The sequence below is a fragment of the Methylophilus sp. 5 genome (genome assembly GCF_000515275.1).
Lineage (GTDB): Bacteria > Pseudomonadota > Gammaproteobacteria > Burkholderiales > Methylophilaceae > Methylophilus.
Map to the genome: position 1 here is coordinate 2,553,293 of NZ_KI911560.1, position 20,075 is coordinate 2,573,367.

General features: G+C 50.8%; 18 protein-coding genes and 1 other RNA gene. 14 read left to right on the forward strand and 5 right to left on the reverse strand.

Going from position 1 to position 20,075, the window contains the following annotated elements:
* Nucleotide 1: 1 nt before the first annotated feature.
* The 13 genes from hflK (at nucleotide 2) to METH5_RS0112490 (ending at nucleotide 12,422) form a co-directional block, all read left to right on the forward strand.
* The gene (hflK, locus tag METH5_RS0112430) at nucleotides 2–1,195 is read left to right on the forward strand and encodes an FtsH protease activity modulator HflK (RefSeq protein WP_029148820.1); all 1,194 of its coding nucleotides are present in this window, start codon (nucleotides 2–4) and stop codon (nucleotides 1,193–1,195) included.
* Between the two features lie 22 nt (nucleotides 1,196–1,217).
* Nucleotides 1,218–2,087 (forward strand): protease modulator HflC, encoded by an 870-nt coding sequence (gene hflC / locus METH5_RS0112435; RefSeq protein ID WP_029148821.1) that lies wholly within the window; start codon nucleotides 1,218–1,220, stop codon nucleotides 2,085–2,087.
* Nucleotides 2,088–2,120: 33 nt separating this feature from the next.
* Nucleotides 2,121–2,300 (forward strand): DUF2065 domain-containing protein, encoded by a 180-nt coding sequence (locus METH5_RS0112440; protein WP_029148822.1) that lies wholly within the window; start codon nucleotides 2,121–2,123, stop codon nucleotides 2,298–2,300.
* Nucleotides 2,301–2,427: 127 nt separating this feature from the next.
* Complete coding sequence (locus METH5_RS0112445) at nucleotides 2,428–3,582, forward strand: ATP phosphoribosyltransferase regulatory subunit (protein ID WP_029148823.1); 1,155 nt, start codon at nucleotides 2,428–2,430, stop codon at nucleotides 3,580–3,582.
* Between the two features lie 40 nt (nucleotides 3,583–3,622).
* Complete coding sequence (locus METH5_RS0112450; protein ID WP_029148824.1) at nucleotides 3,623–4,957, forward strand: adenylosuccinate synthase; 1,335 nt, start codon at nucleotides 3,623–3,625, stop codon at nucleotides 4,955–4,957.
* A 19-nt stretch (nucleotides 4,958–4,976) separates the two neighbouring features.
* Entirely contained in the window at nucleotides 4,977–5,564 is a 588-nt protein-coding gene (locus tag METH5_RS0112455; RefSeq protein ID WP_029148825.1) for a flavoprotein, read from the forward strand.
* 4 nt (nucleotides 5,565–5,568) lie between these two features.
* Nucleotides 5,569–7,026: a DUF6513 domain-containing protein gene (locus METH5_RS0112460; RefSeq protein WP_029148826.1), complete on the forward strand. Its 1,458-nt coding sequence runs from the start codon at nucleotides 5,569–5,571 to the stop codon at nucleotides 7,024–7,026.
* 5 nt (nucleotides 7,027–7,031) lie between these two features.
* Entirely contained in the window at nucleotides 7,032–7,607 is a 576-nt protein-coding gene (locus METH5_RS0112465; RefSeq protein WP_029148827.1) for a DUF447 domain-containing protein, read from the forward strand.
* A gap of 8 nt (nucleotides 7,608–7,615) precedes the next feature.
* Nucleotides 7,616–8,329 (forward strand): (5-formylfuran-3-yl)methyl phosphate synthase, encoded by a 714-nt coding sequence (locus tag METH5_RS0112470; protein ID WP_029148828.1) that lies wholly within the window; start codon nucleotides 7,616–7,618, stop codon nucleotides 8,327–8,329.
* Between the two features lie 138 nt (nucleotides 8,330–8,467).
* Nucleotides 8,468–9,574 (forward strand): OmpA family protein, encoded by a 1,107-nt coding sequence (locus METH5_RS0112475; RefSeq protein ID WP_029148829.1) that lies wholly within the window; start codon nucleotides 8,468–8,470, stop codon nucleotides 9,572–9,574.
* Nucleotides 9,575–9,677: 103 nt separating this feature from the next.
* A complete protein-coding gene (locus METH5_RS0112480; protein ID WP_029148830.1) occupies nucleotides 9,678–11,015 on the forward strand; it encodes a TRZ/ATZ family hydrolase in 1,338 nt (445 codons plus the stop codon).
* Nucleotides 11,016–11,067: 52 nt separating this feature from the next.
* On the forward strand, nucleotides 11,068–11,766 hold the full coding sequence (ubiG, locus tag METH5_RS0112485) for a bifunctional 2-polyprenyl-6-hydroxyphenol methylase/3-demethylubiquinol 3-O-methyltransferase UbiG (protein ID WP_029148831.1): 699 nt from the start codon (nucleotides 11,068–11,070) through the stop codon (nucleotides 11,764–11,766).
* 11 nt (nucleotides 11,767–11,777) lie between these two features.
* On the forward strand, nucleotides 11,778–12,422 hold the full coding sequence (locus METH5_RS0112490) for an HAD family hydrolase (protein WP_029148832.1): 645 nt from the start codon (nucleotides 11,778–11,780) through the stop codon (nucleotides 12,420–12,422).
* A gap of 14 nt (nucleotides 12,423–12,436) precedes the next feature.
* On the opposite strand, the gene METH5_RS0112495 is transcribed toward METH5_RS0112490, so the two are convergent.
* The 5 genes from METH5_RS0112495 to ffs all read right to left on the reverse strand — a co-directional run bounded on the left by METH5_RS0112495 (nucleotide 12,437) and on the right by ffs (nucleotide 18,039).
* Entirely contained in the window at nucleotides 12,437–14,818 is a 2,382-nt protein-coding gene (locus METH5_RS0112495; protein WP_029148833.1) for an EAL domain-containing protein, read from the reverse strand.
* Between the two features lie 259 nt (nucleotides 14,819–15,077).
* The gene (gene recR, locus METH5_RS0112500) at nucleotides 15,078–15,677 is read right to left on the reverse strand and encodes a recombination mediator RecR (RefSeq protein ID WP_029148834.1); all 600 of its coding nucleotides are present in this window, start codon (nucleotides 15,675–15,677) and stop codon (nucleotides 15,078–15,080) included.
* A gap of 15 nt (nucleotides 15,678–15,692) precedes the next feature.
* Nucleotides 15,693–16,001, reverse strand: coding sequence for a YbaB/EbfC family nucleoid-associated protein (locus tag METH5_RS0112505; protein WP_029148835.1), 309 nt, complete (start codon nucleotides 15,999–16,001; stop codon nucleotides 15,693–15,695).
* 24 nt (nucleotides 16,002–16,025) lie between these two features.
* On the reverse strand, nucleotides 16,026–17,810 hold the full coding sequence (dnaX, locus tag METH5_RS0112510; RefSeq protein WP_029148836.1) for a DNA polymerase III subunit gamma/tau: 1,785 nt from the start codon (nucleotides 17,808–17,810) through the stop codon (nucleotides 16,026–16,028).
* A 132-nt stretch (nucleotides 17,811–17,942) separates the two neighbouring features.
* Nucleotides 17,943–18,039, reverse strand: an RNA gene (gene ffs, locus METH5_RS15540) — signal recognition particle sRNA small type.
* 216 nt (nucleotides 18,040–18,255) lie between these two features.
* Here ffs and METH5_RS0112515 point away from each other — a divergent pair.
* A complete protein-coding gene (locus METH5_RS0112515) occupies nucleotides 18,256–20,046 on the forward strand; it encodes a GGDEF domain-containing protein (protein WP_029148837.1) in 1,791 nt (596 codons plus the stop codon).
* Nucleotides 20,047–20,075: the final 29 nt, after the last annotated feature.

The window sequence follows — 20,075 nt, forward strand, 5'->3', positions numbered from 1 at the left end:
CATGAGAAAATTCCCCGGCTTTTGGAATAAAAATAACGAAGGCCCCCCTGACCTCGATGAGGTATTCAAGGATTTGAATCAAAAGCTGAATCGTTTGTTTGGCAATAAAGGTGGGCAGGGCGGCGGCCCTAGAGGCACATCGCCTGCGCCACAACCGTTGCCGGTTGCGCCGATTGTGGGTTTGGTGGCACTGATTTGGCTGGGCTCAGGCTTTTATATCGTCGACCAGGGCTCACGTGGCGTGGTCTTGCGTTTTGGCCAGCATGTCGAAACCACTATGCCAGGTCCGCGCTGGCATTTACCGTTCCCGATTGAAACGATCGAAAACGTTAACCTGGAGCAAGTGCGTACCATAGAAATGGGTTATCGCTCGTTTGAGGGGGAGTCTGGCCGTAGCAAAGAGCTGCGTGAGTCTCTCATGCTCACCGACGATGAAAACATCATCGATTTGCAGGTAGCGGTGCAATACAACCTTAAATCGGTTGAGGATTACCAGTTTAGCAACCGCTCTACCGAAGAAAGTGTGCGCGGCGTGGCAGAAACCGCTATTCGCGAAATCGTCGGTAAAAGCAAAATGGACTTTGTGCTGTATGAAGGCCGTGATGATGTGGCTGCCAAAGCTAAGAAGCTGATGCAGGACATGCTGGACAGATATAAATCAGGGGTCAATATTGTTAACGTGACCATGCAAAATGCGCAGCCGCCAGAGCAGGTGCAAGCGGCGTTTGATGATGCAGTCAAAGCCAAGCAGGATCTGGAGCGTCAGAAAAACGAAGGCCAGGCTTACGCTAATGATGTGATTCCAAAAGCACGCGGTACGGCCTCACGCTTGACCGAAGAGGCCGCGGGTTACAAATTGCGCGTGGAAAATGAAGCCAAGGGTAATGCTGACCGTTTTGATCAGGTCCTGTCGCAATACAACAAAGCACCTGAGGTGACACGTCAGCGTTTGTATATTGATGCGCAAGAGCACGTGTTGGCCAACACCAGCAAGGTGCTGGTCGATCAAAAGGGTGGTAACAGCCTGTTGTATTTGCCGCTGGATAAACTCATGACCATGAGTGGTGCAGGCAGTAATGCGGCATCTGCTCCTGCGACAACGGCCGACAAGCCCGCGCAAGAGCCGCAAGTGGATTCAAGCACCTCGGATCGCTCGCGTGATGCGATGCGCAACCGTGATCGCGAATATCGCTAGATTGCCCTGAAGGAAAATACATATGAGAAATATTGGAAGTTTGTTAATCGGGGTATTTGTTCTACTCGTGATCATTACCTCTTCGGCTTATACCGTTGATCAGCGCGAATATGCATTGGTATTTCGCCTGGGTGAAATCGTGTCGGTCAAGAGCGAGCCTGGCCTCTACTTTAAAATGCCTATGGTTGAGAATATTCGCTATTACGACAAGCGTATCCTGACTCTTAATTGGGAGGAGCCAGACCGCTTTATCACCAGCGAGAAGAAAAACGTATTGGTGGATTCGTTTGTAAAATGGCGTATTGTCGACCCTTCAAAATACTACGTTTCCGTGCGTGGTGATGAAGTGCAGGCCGAGCGTCGTTTGTCGCAAATGGTCAATGATGGCTTGCGTGCAGAGTTTGGTAAACGCACGATTCATGATGTGGTGTCGGGTGAGCGCTCTGAAATCATGGAGATTCTGCGTCAGCGTGCTGACAAAGAGAGTCGTCAGATGGGCATTCAGATTCTGGATGTGCGTTTGCGCCGTGTAGATTTACCCAAAGAAGTCAGTGAGTCTGTGTATCTGCGTATGGAAGCCGAGCGTAAGTCGGTGGCTAACGAGCTGCGCTCACAAGGTTCAGCTGCCGCTGAGAAAATCCGCGCCGATGCAGACAGGCAGCGCGAAGTGATTATTGCTGAAGCTTACCGCGATGCGCAAAAAGTAAAGGGTGAAGGCGATGCCAAGGCCTCTGAGGTCTATGCGCAAGCCTATGGTAAAAATCCTGAGTTTTATGCTTTTTATCGCAGCCAGGAAGCCTATAAAAACAGCTTTAAAAGTAAGTCTGACGTGATGGTGATAGACCAAAGCTCTGACTTCTTTAAATATATGCGCAGCAGCGGCAAGAAATAATGTGTTGTTTGCGCATAGTGAGCTGATGTGACCATGAACTGGTGGTGGTTGATTGGCGGCGTGTTGCTGATTGAAGGGCTAATGCCGTTGCTGTTTACCCGTGCATGGCGTCAAACCTTTGAAAAGCTCTTACAGTTGCGCGATGGTCAGATTCGTTTCGTTGGTTTTATTTCGATGGCGATTGGGCTGCTGATTGTGTGGCTGAATCGCTAACGCATTGGTTTAAGTAAAAAGGCACGCATGATTGTGTGCCTTTTTTTATGGGTTTTTTAAACATGCTCCGACCATCGCGATTGCTAAAGCCGTGCTTTAAACAGGGGTTTGCGGGTATAATGGCGCCATGCATAATTGGTTACTTCCTGAATATATTGAAGATGTATTGCCTGCCGAAGCGGCACGTCTTGAGTCTTATCGCCGACAATTGCTGGACTTGTTTCGTGTCCATGGTTACCAATATGTCATGCCGCCCATGATGGAGTACGTCGAGTCGTTGCTGACCGGCACCGGGCATGATTTGGATATTGCTACATTTAAGGTGGTTGACCAGTTAACCGGGCGCTTGATGGGCCTGCGTGCTGACACCACCCCGCAGGCAGCGCGTATTGATGCGCATATGTTAAACCATCAGGGCGTTTCGCGTCTGTGCTATGCCGGCACCGTGTTGCGCACTAAACCCGATGGCTTGGCACGCACACGCGAGCCCTTGCAGTTGGGCGCCGAGTTATACGGCCATGCGGGTATCGAAAGCGATATTGAAGTGCAGCGCCTGATGGTAAAAGCGTTGCAGCTGTTAGGCATGCCCACTTTGTTTGTTGACCTGAGTCATGCTGCCATTTTTGCCAGCTTGTCGCATATGGCGCAGCTGGGTGTACAACAAGAACAGGCTTTGCAAGCGGCTTTGCAGGCAAAAGACATCACGTTGGTTGAGCAGTTGGTGTTTAATTTACCTGAAAAATCTCGCCAGGCGTTTATGGCGCTCACACAGTTAAATGGCGGCATCGAGGTGCTGGATCAGGCGCGTGATATTTTGCCTGACTCTGATGAAACCGAACAAGCCTTGGCAGAGCTTGAGGCAGTGGCTAAAGCACTAAGTACTGACGATGTCACCGTGACCATTGATTTAAGTGAGTTGCGTGGCTATCACTATCATAGCGGCATGGTGTTTGCCGCTTATGCCAAGGGCTATGCAGGCCCGATTGCGCTGGGCGGGCGCTATGACGAAGTAGGGGCAGCGTTTGGCCGTGCGCGTCCGGCCACCGGCTTTAGCCTCGACTTACGCGGTGCATTGCAAGCCCTGGGCCCCGCAACGCTCAATAAAGGGATTCTGGCGCCAGTCGTTGCCGATGCAGAGCTGTTGTCACTGGTTGACACCTTGCGTGCTCAGGGCCAGGTTGTGGTAGAAGCATTGCCAGGGATGCCTGTGAATTATTCTGAATTGGCTTGTGACCGTACCTTGCAAAAGGTAGATGGTCACTGGCAAGTGGTGGCTGTGTAACGCAGCACCCTTTTTTGTTTTTACAAGATATTGATTGAACATGACACAATTTAAGCAAGCAAAAAACGTCGTTGTGATTGGCACCCAATGGGGCGACGAAGGTAAAGGTAAGATCGTAGACTGGTTGACGGATCATGCCCAGGGCGTGGTGCGCTTTCAGGGCGGCCATAACGCTGGGCATACGCTGGTTGTCGGTCAGGGCGCTGCACAAAAAGTGTATAAGCTCAACCTGGTGCCTTCTGGCATTGTGCGCGATGGCGTCAATTGCTATATCGGTAACGGTGTGGTGCTCGATACGACGCATTTGCTGCATGAAATTTCTACGCTGGAGCAAGGTGGTCTGGATGTTAAAAACCGCTTGAAAGTCAGTCCTGGCTGTCCATTGATTCTGTCACATCACGTGGCGGTTGATTTGGCACGCGAAGCCAAGCGTAGTGCCGAAAAGAAAATCGGCACTACTGGCAAAGGCATAGGCCCGGCCTATGAAGATAAAGTGGCTCGTCGTGCATTGCGTGTCTACGACCTGTTTCACCCGGAGCGGTTTGCTGAAAAGTTGCGTGAAGTGATGGACTATCACAACTTTGTGCTGACTAACTATCTGGGCGCAGCTGCGGTAGATTTTCAGCAGCAATACGATGCCAGCATGCAGCATGCGGTGGCGTTAAAACCAATGGTAGCGGATATTTCGGCTGCTTTATATGATGCAAACGCCCGTGGCGAACACCTGCTGTTTGAAGGCGCACAAGGCACGTTGCTCGATGTAGATCATGGCACTTATCCGTATGTGACTTCCAGTAACTGTATTGCGGGCCAGGCTTCTGCAGGCACTGGTGTTGGCGCCAATATGCTGCATTATGTGTTGGGCATTACCAAAGCTTACACTACGCGTGTGGGTGGCGGTCCGTTCCCAAGTGAGCTGGATATTGACACTGAAGGCGCACCTGGTTACCAGATGTCTACCAAAGGCCAGGAAATTGGCACGGTGACACGTCGTAAACGTCGTTGTGGCTGGTTTGATGCCGCTGCGCTGCGTCGCTCAGCACGTATCAATGGTTTAACCGGTTTGTGCATCACCAAGCTGGATGTGCTGGACGGCATTGAGTCACTGGATATTTGTACCGGTTACAAGCTGGATGGCAAGGTTGTAGATATGCTGCCAGTGGGGGCGGATGATGTCGCCCGTTGCGAGCCTATTTACGAAACCGTGCCAGGCTGGACTGAAACGACCTTTGGCGCCAAAACCTGGGATGCATTGCCAAAGAATGCACAGCATTACCTGAAACGCCTGGAAGCCGTGTGCGGTGTGCCAATTGCGATCGTGTCTACCGGCCCAGAGCGCGACGAGACCATCGTGTTGCAACATCCATTCGCCTGATTATTAAGAGCCGTTTGACATGCGTACACAACGACTCGCTTGGGCAATTACTGGTTCCGGGCACTATTTGCGTGAATCATTGGCGATTCTACAAACCTTGCAGGATGTCGATATTTACCTGAGTCGCGCTGCTGCTGAAATTATCCAGCAATATGGCTTTCAATCTGCATTGGAGGCCACCGGGCACAAGGTTTACCAGGACAAAACTGCCAGTAGCGTACCGGTTGAGCGTTTTTATGAAGGTGTGTATCACAGCTTGGTGATCTCGCCTGCAACCTCCAATACCATAGCCAAAATGGCTTATGGATTTTCTGATAGCCTGGTGACTAACTTGTTTGCACAAGCGGGTAAAACCCGTGTGCACAGCATTTTGTTTGCCTGTGATACCGCAGCAGAATTAGAGTCTGAAGCACCTAGAGACAATATGGTCAAAGTGTTTCCACGCCAGATTGACCTCGACAACGTGGCAAAGTTAAAGCAGTTTGCGGATACCACGGTGGTTGAAGACATGGCCGCTTTGCAAGATGTCATCATGCAGCGGCTGGCTACATTGCATGATCTGCATTTGCACGATGGCATACAGGTGCTAGATACACTGACAGAGTAAATCTATGACACGGCTGCTGTTTCTCACCGGAAAACTGGCAGAACACAGTCTGCGCCAAATATTGCAGTCTATTCAGGCTGACAGTAAACAGTCTCCTTTTGAATACGAAGTCAAACAAATTGGCGTCTCTGTGGCTGCTTTGATGACGCCGCCTTTGATTGCGCGGCGTCTGGCAAAAGTGGAAAATATCGATAAGGTAATTTTGCCCGGTTTATGCCAGGGTGATCTGGCGCCACTTGAGGCGCAATGGGGAGTGCCGGTGGAGCGTGGACCAAAAGACTTGAAAGATTTACCCCAATATTTTGGCCAGCAAGGTAAGGCGCCAGATTTGACGCAGCATAGCGTCACTATTTTTGCTGAAATTGTTGATGCACCTGATCTGACTATTCCGCAAATCGTTGCCAGGGCCGAGCATTTTCGGCAGCAGGGCGCAGATGTCATTGACCTCGGTTGCTTGCCAGGCAAGGCCTTTGCGCACATGACTGATACTGTACGTGCGCTTAAAGCACAAGGCTTTCAGGTCAGTGTTGACTCCATGCGCGATGACGACTTGCTGGCCGCAGGCAAAGCTGGCGCCGATTACCTGCTCAGCTTGCACGAGCACAATTTGTGGATCGCAGACGAAGTTGCATCGACGCCGATTTTGATTCCAGCCAAACCTGGTAGCTTTGCCAGTTTGCAACGTGCGATTGAGCATTGTTTGCAGCGCGGGCGGCGCTTTATTGCAGACCCGATTCTGGATCCTATCCACTTTGGCTTGACCGACTCGATTGTGCGTTATCACAAGTTGCGCAAAAAATACCCTGAGATCGCCATCATGATGGGCGTTGGCAATTTGACCGAGCTCACTGACGCAGACACCACGGGGGTCAATGCCTTATTGTTTGGCATGATCAGTGAGTTAAACATTAATGCCGTGCTGGCAACCTCGGTCAGCCCGCATGCTAGCGAAGCGGTCGCCGAGGCCGATGTTGCGCGTCGAGTCATGTACCGCGCCAGTCAAGATAAACGGTTGCCTCGCGGTTATTCGAATGGATTGCTTGGGCTGCATGACCGTAAGCCTTTCCCTTATAGTGCCGAAGAAATCATGACGATGGCCAGCCAGATTAAAGACCCAAGTTTTAGGATCATGGTGAGTGAACAAGGCGTGCATGTTTATAATCGGGATGGCATCCAGCACGACACCGATCCTTACCGTTTTTATCCAACACTCAAGGTGCAAGACGATGCCTCGCATGCGTTTTACCTGGGGGTTGAGCTGGCACGCGCGCAAATCGCCTGGCAGTTAAAAAAACGCTACGTGCAAGACGAGTTGCTGGAGTGGGGCGTGGCTTCAGTGCAGCAAAATAAAAAAGCCAAAGTGGCGCATCGCGAAGCCTCGATTCAAGAGCGTTTAGATAATGCGCGTAACAAACCTAATGACAACGCAACGCCTGATAACACCGCATCAGGCACGGAATAATGTTGATGATTTATGAAACGATAGTGACGACCTGTTCGGCTGATGGCGATGTGCATGTCGCGCCATTCGGCATTCAATGGCATGAGGGCCGGGTGCTCATCATGCCGTTTAAGCCGTCTACCACCTTGCAGAATATCTTGCAAAGTGGCTTTGCCGTATTGAACTTAACCGACGATGTGCGTGTGTTTGCGGCGGCGATTGCGAAAAAAACAGCATTTGCCACTGAGTCGGTGGCCAGTGGGTATGGCGTCAGGCTTAAAGACTGTTTGGCGCACCATGTATTAAGCTTGCAGCAGATTGAGGAAGATGACGTCCGCCCAAAGTTGTGGATGCAAGTAGTTGAGAGTGCATCGCACGCGCCGTTTATGGGATTTAACCGTGCACAGGCGGCAGTGATTGAGTTGGCGGTGCTGGTGAGTCGATTGCATATGTTGCCTGCCGAAAAAATCATCCAGGAAATGCAGTATCTGCAAATAGCCATTGATAAAACCGCCGGGTCACGCGAGCAAGAGGCCTGGCAATGGCTGGTCGATTGCGTCAATAATCACCTGGCGCAACAAAGTGGCTTACAGCAAGCGTGAGTCAGTCTATGCAAGTACTAGTCAGTGTCAATTCAGTGGCAGAAGCACAATTGGTGTTGTCTGCCGGCGTCTCATTAATTGATTTAAAAGACACTAGCCATGGCGCGCTGGCGGCATTGGCGCTGGATATTTCTAAGCCTATTGTGGATGCGGTACATGCGCATCGCCAGCAGCCAACCGCCACCGAGATTGTAATCAGTGCCACCGTGGGTGACCACTGTGCTTCTGTGGCCGAATTAACCCAGTTGATGCAAAGTCGGCTCAATATTGGGGTTGAGGTGATTAAACTCCCCGAAACGATTTGGGATCACCCAGCATACCAGCCGACGATTCAAATGTTTCTTGCACAAGGTGTGAGGCTGATTGCAGTATTTACACCAGCCAGTTTGCTGGTTACGCCAGAACGCCTGCAAAACCGTTTGCAACAGTTGCAGCAGCAGGGCTATTGGGGCGCAATGGTGGATACCACAGAAAAATCAAGTCACTTACTCGTGTGCGTGCCTATGCCGGTACTGATTGAGTTTGTACGTTTGGCAAAAGCGATGCGTTTGTTTGTGGGGGTTGCTGGTGGGCTCACACTCGCTCAGGTCGAGCCTTTAATTGCGCTGGGTGCTGATTATATGGGGTTCCGTAGTGGCTTGTGCGTCGATGGGCAACGCGCGCAAACATTGTTAACAAATAAGGTGCACACACTGGTTTCCAGAGTGTCTGAAATTTGTTGAATAATTGGTCTCAACCCTAATAAATACGCGTATGAGATGGCGCTTAGACTTGCGTCAGCAGCCACCTTTGCGTATAGTTCAATTTGTAAGTATTTTCAAAGATGTGGCAAAAAAGCCCAATAACGAAGGAGTCAACGAATGAAAAAAGGTTTTTTAGGCTTGGCAATTGCTTCTGCATTTGTGTTTGCATCGCAAGTTGCACAAGCTGAAGACATGTACCGTGGTGCTTGGTATGTTGTTCCAGGTGCAACTTACATGAACACTGACAATGATCTTGAAGCTGACAATGGCCGTGGTGCATTCTTGGCAATTGGTAAAGAGCTGAGCGAGCATTGGGACATTCAAGGCCGTTTGGGTTACAACCGTGCTGACGAAGACTTGAACCTGGGCTTGGGCGAAAGCGGTAAATATAAGCAAACAGCTTTAGGTCTTGATGCATTGTATATGTTCAGCCGTGAAAAATTCCGTCCATTCCTGCTGGCAGGTGTGGGTGCAGCGCGTAACAACGTAGATTACTCTGTGCCAGGTGTTGATATTGATGCCAAAAAAACTTCATGGATGGCAAACGTAGGTTTGGGTGCGCAATACCTGTTTAACGACAAGTTCGGTATTCAAGCTGATTTGCGTCACCAGTGGAGCCGTGCTAAGTACAATGTTAGCGGTCTTGCTAATGGTTCAGACACTGAAACTATCGGCAACACATTGTTCAACATCGGTGGTATTTTCCGCTTCGGTGCGCCAGCACCAGTCGTGGCAGAGGCAACCCCAGAGCCAACACCGGCGCCATTGGCAGCAGCTGAGCCAGCGCCGGCACCAGCGCCTGCTCCAGCACCAGCGCCTTTGTGCAAACCACAGAACGAAACAGTGACAGTAAGTGCTGAAAAACTGTTTGGTTTCGACAAAGCTAACCTGCGTGAAGAAGGTCGTAAAGTGCTGGAAGAAACAGCAGCTAAGATCAAATCTAACCCAGAAATTACTGCTGTTGTAGTGACAGGTCACACAGACCGTATTGGTTCTGATGCTTACAACCAAAAGTTGTCTGAGCGTCGTGCTAAACAAGTGGCTGATTACCTGATCGCTCAAGGTGTTGATAGCAATATCATCACTTCTGAAGGTAAAGGTAAAACTGAGCCAGTGGTTCAATGCGATGGCAAAAAAGTAAGCAAAAAACTGATTTCTTGCTTGCAACCTAACCGCCGCGTTGACATCCGCGCTGAAGGTACCAAACAAGTTGGTTGCCAATAATCAGATTTAAATCTGAATAAAAAGCCACGCGTAAGCGTGGCTTTTTTTATGCCTGTTGTTTTGAGTCAGCATTTTGCATGGCAGGCTCAGTTATAATCCAGCTATGGTTGATACACAATTCATTATTAAAGCGCGCTGGGTCATTGCCATAGACGCGAACCATACAATTCTGGAGCAGCACGCTGTGCTGGTCGATGCCGGACAAATTAAAGCCATTGTGCCCAAAGCAGAGATTCCTGCATGGGCAGCAGATTGGCCGGTGGTTGATTGCGCCCAGCATGCCTTGATTCCCGGGCTGATTAATCTGCATGCGCATAGCAGCATGAACCTGCTCAAAGGCTATGCGGACGATTATGCCTTGATGCCCTGGCTCAATGACCATATCTGGCCCGCAGAAAAGCGCTGGGTGTCTAAGTCGTTTGTGCATGATGGCAGCTTGCTTGCCTGTGCCGAAATGCTGAGCGGCGGTGTGACCACCTTCAATGATATGTATTTTTTCCCGCAGGCGACGATAGAGGCGGTCAAGCGCGCGGGCATGCGCGCACATATTGGCTTGACGGTGATGGAGTTTCCAACCAATTACGCGACTACCGCCAATGATTACATCAGGCTGGGTACTGAAGTGCGTGATCAGTATAAGTCTGACCCGCATCTTAGTTTTTCGTTTGCGCCGCATGCGCCTTATACCGTGAGCGACCACACCTTTGAGCAAATTTCAACACTGTCTGAGCAGCTAAATCTGGGTATTCATACCCATTTGCACGAAACGCAGGCCGAGATACAGCAAAGTCTGGAGCAGTTCGGTGTGCGTCCATTACAGCGTTTGCTGGCATTGGGCGTGATTGGCCCTAGCACTGTATTAGCGCACGGCGTGCATCTCGAAGCACAGGAGCTGGAGACGCTCTCAACCCAGGGCGCGCACCTCGCCCATTGCCCATCTTCAAACTTAAAACTGGCTAGCGGTATTGCGCCGGTCGCTGCCGCCTTACGGTCAGGTATTAATGTTGGTTTAGGCACTGACGGTGCTGCCAGCAATAACCGGGTTGACCTATGGCAAGAGATGCGCACGGCGGCATTATTGGCCAAAGTCGCTGATCAGAATGCCGAAGCATTGCCTGCTTATCAGGCATTAGAAATGGCAACTCTGCATGGCGCGCATGCCTTGGGCTTGCAAGACAAGATAGGTAGTATTGAAGTTGGCAAACAAGCGGATTTGGTGGCGGTAAAGCTGGATGATTTGAATAGCCTACCTTGTTTTGACCCCATCTCGCATCTGGTTTACGTGGCCGGGCGTGAGCAGGTCACACATACGTGGGTAGATGGTCAATTACGCTATCAACGGGCCGCTGACGGTCAAAGCCAGTTTGCTGGCATGGACCTGGAAGAATTACGTTCTATTGCATTGCAGTGGCAACTCAAACTGCAATCGGCTAATCCCTAATATAAAGCCCAAGCGCCGGTACAGTAAAACGGCACAGTCAAAAGGAATGATCATGGCGAATGTAGAAATCGCAGAAGTGAACAAGTTTGCCGAGTTGGCACATCAGTGGTGGGATACGCAGGGCGTGTTTAAACCATTGCATCAATTGAACCCCTTGCGTTTGGATTATATTGACAGTCGCGCGGTGCTTGCAGGTAAACAGGTGCTGGATGTTGGTTGTGGCGGGGGCATTTTGAGCGAATCCATGGCGCAGCGTGGGGCACAGGTGACAGGTATAGACCTGGCAGAAAAATCTTTGCAAGTGGCGCAATTGCATGCGTTGGAAGCCAATGTGCAACTGGATTACCGTTGCGTGGCCGTGGAAGCGTTAGCACAGGAAAAGCCGCAAGCATTTGATGTGGTGACCTGTATGGAAATGCTAGAGCATGTGCCTGACCCGGCCAGTGTAGTGCGTGCTTGTGCGGCACTGGTTAAGCCTGGCGGTCATGTGTTTTTTTCAACCTTAAACCGTAATGCCAAGGCTTATTTGATGGCGGTTGTTGGCGCGGAGTATGTGCTTAACCTGCTGCCTAAGGGCACACATGACTACAGCAAATTTATCAAGCCTTCGGAGCTGGCCGCGTGGATGCGCCAATCAGGGCTAGAGTTACAACATCAAGTCGGCGTGACTTATCATCCATTGAGCAAACAATATGCGCTGACGGCTGACACCAGTGTGAATTACATGCTGCATGCCATCAAAGAAGTCTGACAGGAATTGAAATGCAAGCAGTTTTGTTTGATTTGGACGGCACCTTAGTCGATACTGCACCCGATTTAGGTTATGCCCTGAATTTGCAGCGTGAGCGTCATGGTTTAGACTTTTTGCCCGAGGCGGTGATACGTCCTTATGCCTCGCACGGCTCACGTGGCTTGCTCGAGATCGGCTTTGGTTTACTGCCGACCGATGCTAATTTTGAAACCATGCGCACCGAATATCTGGACTTATACACGCAGGTGATGACAAGGCAGCCAGTATTGTTTGACGGCATGGCCGACACATTACAGGCGATTGAGCAACGCGGTTTGCGCTGGGGTATCGTCACTAATAAGCCGCGCCGCTTTACCTTGCCCATGGTAGAACACATGGGACTGGATCTGCGAGCCGGTGCTGTGATCAGTGGTGATGATGCGCCACAGCCTAAGCCTTCACCGCAAACCCTGCTGCTCGCTTGCGAGCAAATGGGCATAGACCCGCAAACCGTGTTGTATATTGGCGACGCTGAGCGTGATATACAAGCGGGTAATGCTGCCGGCATGAAAACACTGGCCGCCTTGTTTGGCTATGTGTCCGCCACAGACAAACCCCAGGAGTGGGGGGCTGATGGCTGCATTCAGCAGCCTCAGGATTTGCTTGCGTATTTATAATACTGATCAGCACATTACTTGCGTGTGCTGCTGAGTACGGCCATGGCCGCAATATTAATGTCTGCGACCAGAATACTTTGCAGATGCCCCTGTTCATTGAGAATTGGTAACGAGACCGTGAGGCAGAAATCCTCGGTGGCGGTTGAGAGATAAATGGTGGAAATATAAGGGGCATGCGATTCTGCCACCCGTTGGTAGTACGCTTGCTGACTGCGGTCTATGCCAGCACCACCTGCCTTGATTTTTCCATACATGTTCGGATTAATCCAGTTGGCATAACGCTGAACGCCATTTGGTTCAAGTTCGAAGATTACCTCAAAATAGGGAAACTCGGCAAAGCAGCTATCTAAATCATGCGACCCCGTTGAGCGCTGAATTTTCAATAACGATTGCAGGGCAGATAACGCCCTTTGTTGCCAATCAGAATAAAACTCTTTTTTAGGTAAGATGGTTTGTGGCGGGGTATCTTCCACCACCACGATACTGCCGATATTGGCTTTGCCAATCTTTTTAAGCATGGCTGCCCGTTCTGCTGCCACCACACTATTTTCCAGTAATCCTTGTTTACCATTCACCACCGCGATAGAAACGCTGGCCACAGGATGGTCTTTTCCATCTTCGGTCGTGAAGAATCCACGCTCAAGGTCAGACGCGTCGTACAAGTGAACCGCTAACGCCTGGAACTGGCTGATAATGTGTAATAGGATATCGGTGAGCGTTGGCGCATTGTGATCGTAAATCAGCACGAAATCATCGCCGCCAATATGGCCGACCATCACGCCGGCTTTGTCTTGAAACTCCTGACGGATGATTTCAGACAATAATCTGATCATCGCATCGCCGCGAATAAAGCCATAGCGATCGTTGTAAGCCTTAAAGTGATCCAGATCGATATAGACTAATTGCGTATTGGGGTTATTACGCAAGCTGTTGTCCAGGGTTTGTCTTAAGGTCGGCCCGGTGGTGAGATGGCTCAGCGGATGTAGGTTGCCTGTAGAGGCTTTGCGGCTAATCAGCTGGGCCATGATTTCCATCGGTTGCAGAATGCCTACATACGCACCTTCCTCATTCACGGTAATCCATATATCAGTATTGGCGCGGTCCAGATAAAACAGTCGTGCCAGCACGGAGGAGGGGATGAGGTGATTAATCACCTTAGGCAGAGGGTCGCAGCATGCGCCTAGCCCGGTCACTTTTTTTGAAAATGCCTTACCACGTCGCAATACGCCAAGTGGCGTTTTTCCATCGAGAACGACAGCGATGGCAACATCAATATGTATATTAAATAAACTCCTGGCTTCAGCAATTGAGCTGCTGACATCAATAGTCAGGCCATGGCTGATAAACTCGCCGATATGAAAGTCATCCGGCACGTGTGAACGATGAGATTCATCGCGTGCAGGCAGTTCGGTCACCTGGTCGCTCGGAACGCTTTGTGGATGGGCAAAGTAATGACCTTGTGCGTAATTCAGTCCTAAATCCTGACAATAGGTAATATCTTCGACCCGCTCCAACCCTTCAGCGATGATGGTGCAGCCTAAGCGCTGTGCCATCGAGATGATGGCCTCCAGCAACACGGTTCTGACGCGGCTACCTTGTGCTTCATGCACGATTGCGCGGTCAATTTTAATGAAATCTGCGCGCACCTCGGCCAATATACGCAGACCATTAAACCCAGATCCCATATCATCCAGCGCAATGCGTAACCCATGCATGCGAATTTCATCGCAGTAGCGCGCCAGTATTTCGGGGTTGGTTTTCTCACTTTCGACAATTTCTATCACGACATCACGTTTATCAATCTCCTGCTGCTGCAGGATTTGCAAAATAAAGTCGAGCCAGCCAGGGCTCATGATGGTCTGTGGCAGCACATTAATAAAAATAGGTTTGTCGGCAGAAATAGACTGTGACTTGCCGATTAAGGCCAGATGTTGGCAAGCAAGGTCGAGTTCATGGGTGCGCTTGACTTCGGCGGCCAGTTCAAAGGCCTCCATGCCGTTGAGCCACTTTCCTTCCGGCGTTTTGAGCCTGCACAAGGCCTCAAACCCAAACACTTTGCCGCCTTGGCCAAAATCGACAATCGGCTGGTAATGCATTTGAACGTGCGGCTCAAGCTCAGACAGCAGCCAAGGATATTTGTGACGCGCATAAAACGTATTAAAGGGCATGGTTGCCTGGAGCGCCACCATCGGGTCGATAGCGCGGTTGTCTTCAGAAACCAGTACCCAGGTGTCCTTGAGCGTATGCGCTGATTCACGGGCAATGACCTGATCCAATACCTGCAATAGTTCAGTTTCAGTGTGATAGCTTAATGATGTTTTATTGGTCCCTGAAAACCGCGGACTGTCCATATTGGCATGACTGTTGGCATCAAAGATATGCAGAAATAGTTCCATGTGAAATCACTTTGCTTTGGTGAGATTAAGTGCAGGCTGGCTTGTGGCTTAGCCTCTAATTAGAGCCAGGCGAATATTGCGCTGGTTCTGTGACAGATCGCATGACTACTATAACGACGGACGATGGGATTTATTTACGTGAAGAGCGGGCATAAAAGCCGTGAAACAATCTAATTGTTCGCATCAATTTGGTGCGGCAACCGCGGATTTGTCAGATGCTACGCTGGCTCAGCGCATACAAGAGCCGCTTGCTGGTGGGCTAAGTGACGGCTTTACGCTCTAGTAGTGCCGTCGACAGGGTGCCACTATCAACATATTCAATTTCGCCGCCCATCGGCAAGCCACGAGCGATGCGGCTCACGCGGATGCCACGCGATTTGAGCATTTGGCCGATGTAGTGGGCGGTGGCTTCCCCTTCGGAGGTGAAGTTGGTCGCCACAATCACTTCGTGAATAGCGCTATCTTGCGCGCGTTTGAGCAGGATATCGAGATGGATGTCTTTCGGGCCTATGCCATCCATCGGTGATAATTTTCCCATTAATACAAAGTACTGGCCCTGATAGCTGCGTGTGTTTTCCAGCATCATCAGGTCGGTGGGCATTTCTACCACGCATAAAATAGACTTGTCGCGACTACTGTCCTGGCACAGGCTGCACACACTGTGTTCGCTAAAATTGTTGCAGTAATCGCAATGGGCCAGTTTGTCTAATGCTTGCTGTAAGCTGGCGGCCAGCTTTTGCGCGCCTGCGCGGTCTCGCTGTAACAGATGATAGGCCATGCGCGTAGATGACTTCGGGCCTACGCCCGGCAAGCAGCGCAGGGCGCTAATCAGCTGTTCGAGTACTGCAGGATTATTCAAGCCTGGCTTTCGTACTTAGAACGGTAATTTAAAGCCAGCGGGCATCATGTTGCCCATTTTTGCGGAGCTGGTTGCTTCGGCCTTGGCTCTGGCATCTTTCAATGCAATTAAAAGCAGGTCTTCCAGTGTTTCTTTGTCGTCCATCGCGGCATCATCAATGTGCACGCGTTTGACATCGTTGCTACAGGTCATGGTGATTTTGACCATGCCATTGCTGGCGATGCCCTCGACTTCTGTGGTTGCGAGTTCGGCTTGTGCTTTCTGCATATTGGCCTGCATCATCTGGGCCTGCTTCATCATGTTGCCCATGCCACCTTTCATCATAATTTGCTCCTAAAAGTGATGTGGTTAATGTAACGGTTTAATTGAGTTGGGGACGATGGTTGCGCCCATTTCCTGCATCAGGCCTTGCACAAAGCGGTCAGCCATAATGGCATCTGTGGCCTGGTCTTGTAACTCTGCTTTTTCAACGGCTAATTGCCTGGCTGGTGTGTTTGCTTCCTGGCCAATGACGATCTCTAACTTGAGGCGGCGGCCAAAATGGCTGCTCAACGCACTATTGAGTTTTTCAAGATAATTGGCACTGGCAAGATGTTTGTGCGCTTCACCAATACGCAAAGTCATGGCGTCTGCGTCAAAGCTCACCAGTTCGCAGTTTTGTGCCAGCGCGCGCACCAGCCCCAGCTTGCTTAAATGGTTTTCTACCAGCGCACGCCAGTTACCGTCCCAGGCCTGCGATGTCGCTGCATTGGCTACCACCGGTTGCGAAAATGCTTGTTGCGGAATCTGCTCGATATCAGGCATAGCTGTGTTAACCGTCACAGGTGGCAACTCGGCGGCAGGTGCTGGTGTTGCCAAGGTTGCCGTCGTCAACGGCTCAGTCGCAGCCAATGCTGGTTTCGCTGTGATGGTTGGCGCAGGCTCACTGGCTACAGCAGCCTGGCGGCTTTGTGCCAGCGCCGCACGGGCACCGCCGCCAGCATTGCCGCGCGGAGCCCCTTCTGATGTGTTGCCACCGCCAGTCGCAGGCGCCGCAGAGGGCGTCATGGCGTCGGCTTTAAATGCCAGCAAGCGTAACAAGGTCATGGTGAACCCGGCATAAGCATCCGGCGCCAGGCCAATATCACGGTGGCCAAGAATACAAATCTGGTAGTACAGTTGCAGCATTTCTGCGCTGAGCTGTGAGGCTAAGTTTAGCAGTGTCTGGCGTTCCGGGTGGTCGTCGGCAATGGCTTGCGGGCTGTATTGCGCCACAGCCAATAAATGCAGCAAGGCGGCCAGATCATTGAGGGCGCTCTCAAAGCCTATGCTGCGAGACTCCATTTGCTGGGCAATATTGAGCAAGCTTGCGGCATCATTGGCAATCAGTGCGCGCAATAGCTCATACAAATAACTCTGGTCAATTGCGCCTAGCATGCTGCGGACGTCACTTTCGCGCACCGACTGGTTGCCATAGGCAATCGCCTGATCGGTCAATGACAGTGCATCACGCATACTGCCGCTGGCGGCACGCGCAATCAATTGCAATGCAGGCGGCTCAAAAGGCAGTTGTTCCTGGCCTAAAATATCCTGTAAATGGGCGGTGATCGTGCTGCTGGCCATTTGACGCAAGTTAAACTGCAAGCAGCGCGAGAGGATGGTGACCGGTACTTTTTGCGGATCAGTGGTCGCCAGAATAAATTTGACGTGGGCAGGCGGCTCTTCCAGCGTTTTTAGCATGGCATTAAACGCTTCTTTGGTCAGCATGTGCACTTCATCAATCATGTAGACTTTGAAGCGGCCGGAAGAGGGCGCGTAAATCGCCTGTTCCAGCAGACTGACCATGTCGGCAATGCCGCGGTTAGAGGCGGCATCCATTTCCACGTAGTCCACATAGCGGCCAATATCAATCGCGCGGCAGGCTTCGCACTCACCACACGGGGTGGCGGTAATGCCAGTGGCACAGTTGAGGGATTTGGCCAGGATGCGTGACAGCGTGGTTTTACCGACGCCACGGGTGCCGGTAAATAAATAGGCATGGTGCAGACGTTGCTGGCTCAGGGCATTGGTCAAGGCCTGAACCACATGGTCTTGTCCGACCAGACTGCCAAATGATTTTGGGCGCCATTTACGCGCCAATACTTGGTAAGACATCGCGCACTCTACTGATTAAAGGCTATTAGGCAAACCCGTACTTTAGCTTAAATTGCCAGCTCATGCTTGCTCAGTGCCAACTAAAATTGATGCGTGTGTGGGCAGGATGTCAAATCAGAGGGCAATATGGAAAGGGGCGAGCCCAACCCCCGGCACTTGCTTGATAGTTGTGGCTGCTTGCTTCCGCACCTGACCAGATTGGCTACCTTACAATGCGGGGAGGCCCGCGGTAGCTATTGTAACGCAAAAACTATTTTGCATGCCCTTCTTTTTCAAACAGCCTTTGTCATCGCCTTGTTTTCAAGCGTTGGAAATGACCAATAATCTACCTTCTTATAGTGGCATAACGGCCCGATTTTTCACTGCATAATGGGCTATGTTTTTCATTTATTGATAATAAGATTTAAGGATGTAACTTAAGACTATGGCAGCGAACGGATCCTCCATGACAGCGTCGGAAATTGCCCGCGAAACCATTAAGCAGATGGCTGTTCGCCGCGTAGAACCAACGCCGGAAAATTACACTCAAATTTACTTTGAGGTCGCTGGTAAGCCGGTGAAAGAGGATGCTGTGGGCGCGTTACGTAAAGCGCTTAAGCAATTGCCGCACGACTCAATGGAGCAAACCAACTGGATCAACCGCTGGGAGAAGTTGCTCAAGCAAGATAACTGGCAAGGGTTGGGTGAGTTGCTCACCGAGTCTATGCAACAACAACTGAGCCACTCTACCAAATGGCCAAAAGCCATTCGCACCTTGCTGCTGGCCTGGGATGACAAGCGCAGTGGCGTTGATGTTGCCAGAAAGCGCGAAACATTAGAGCGTGTGCTAATCAATTTTGGTAGCGATGAATCGTTGTCCGACAAGCTGATCGGCATGGCAAATCACTGGTTGCCGTCTGATGCCGGTGGCGACGGTATTCCTTTAACGGATAACACAGAGGCGCCTGCACCGGTTACCGCGCTGGTTGAAGCCGTAGGTGCAGAGGGTTTACCGAGTGATGTGCAGCAATTTCATGGCGCTTTTACCATTTTACAAACTTTGCTCAAACAAACGCTGCAGTTAGGATTGATTCCGCGTTTAGAGGGATACCCTGACTTGCAAACAGAAGCTGTCGCCTTGCAGGAGAGTACTGAGCGCGCTAAAAAGGTTAAAGAGTGGGAGGCACTGGCCAAGTCACTCAAGGCTTTGTTGATGCGCGTGGAAGTGATTGGTGCCAAAGAAGACGATGTGCGGGGTGACATTATTGATTTGCTGCATTTGCTGCTATCGAATATTGGTGAACTGGTGGCTGAGGATAGCTGGCTGAGTGGCCAGGTCTATGCTGTGCAATCAATCATCAGCGGCCCACTTGATCGCGCCAAACTCAAGCAAGCAGAAAAAAGCCTGAAAGAGGTGGTTTACAAGCAAGGCTTGGTTAAGCATAGCCTGGTAGAAGCCAGAAACTCTTTTAAAGCCATGATCAGTACGTTTATCGACAAGCTGAAGTATATGGGCGAGGCGAGTGAGCTCTACAGCGGCAAGATTGAAAATTATGCCCAAGAGTTATCGCAGACCGATGATCTTATTAAAATCAATGAATTAGTGAACCATTTGATGCGCGACACCTCTGTCATGCAGACCGATATTTTGCGTTCGCGTGATGATTTGCTGAGTCAGCAACGGCTGGCGACCGACACCCAGCAACGGATGGAAAAACTGCAAGAAGAGTTGCAGCAATTGAGTGAGGTGGTCCGCATAGACCAATTGACCGGTGTGCTTAATCGCCGCGGCATGGATGAGGCCTTTAGTACTGAAATCGCGCGCTATCGCCGTAATGGCGAGTTGCTCAGTGTGGCATTGCTGGATATTGATAACTTTAAAATGTTAAATGACCAGCATGGGCATGCGGCAGGGGATTCTGCGTTGAAGCATCTGGCAGGCGTCGTCAAACGCGCCGTCAGGCCGACTGATATTGTGACCAGAATGGGCGGGGAAGAGTTTGTGGTGATCTTGCCGAATACCAATCTGGAAGAAGCGGTGGTGACCATGAGCCGTTTGCAACGCGCGCTCACTAAAGAATACTTTCTTGGTAACAACCAGAAGTTGCTGATTACATTTAGCGCGGGTGTGGCCTTGTTTAAGACCGAAGACGACGTCAACTCGATTTTGGCACGGGCCGATCAGGCCATGTACTTGGCCAAGAAAAGCGGTAAAAACCGCGTCATGACTGAAGTAGACCTGCAAGCGAGCGCCTAACAGGCGGTAAGAGCCCCGCGTGAGCATAC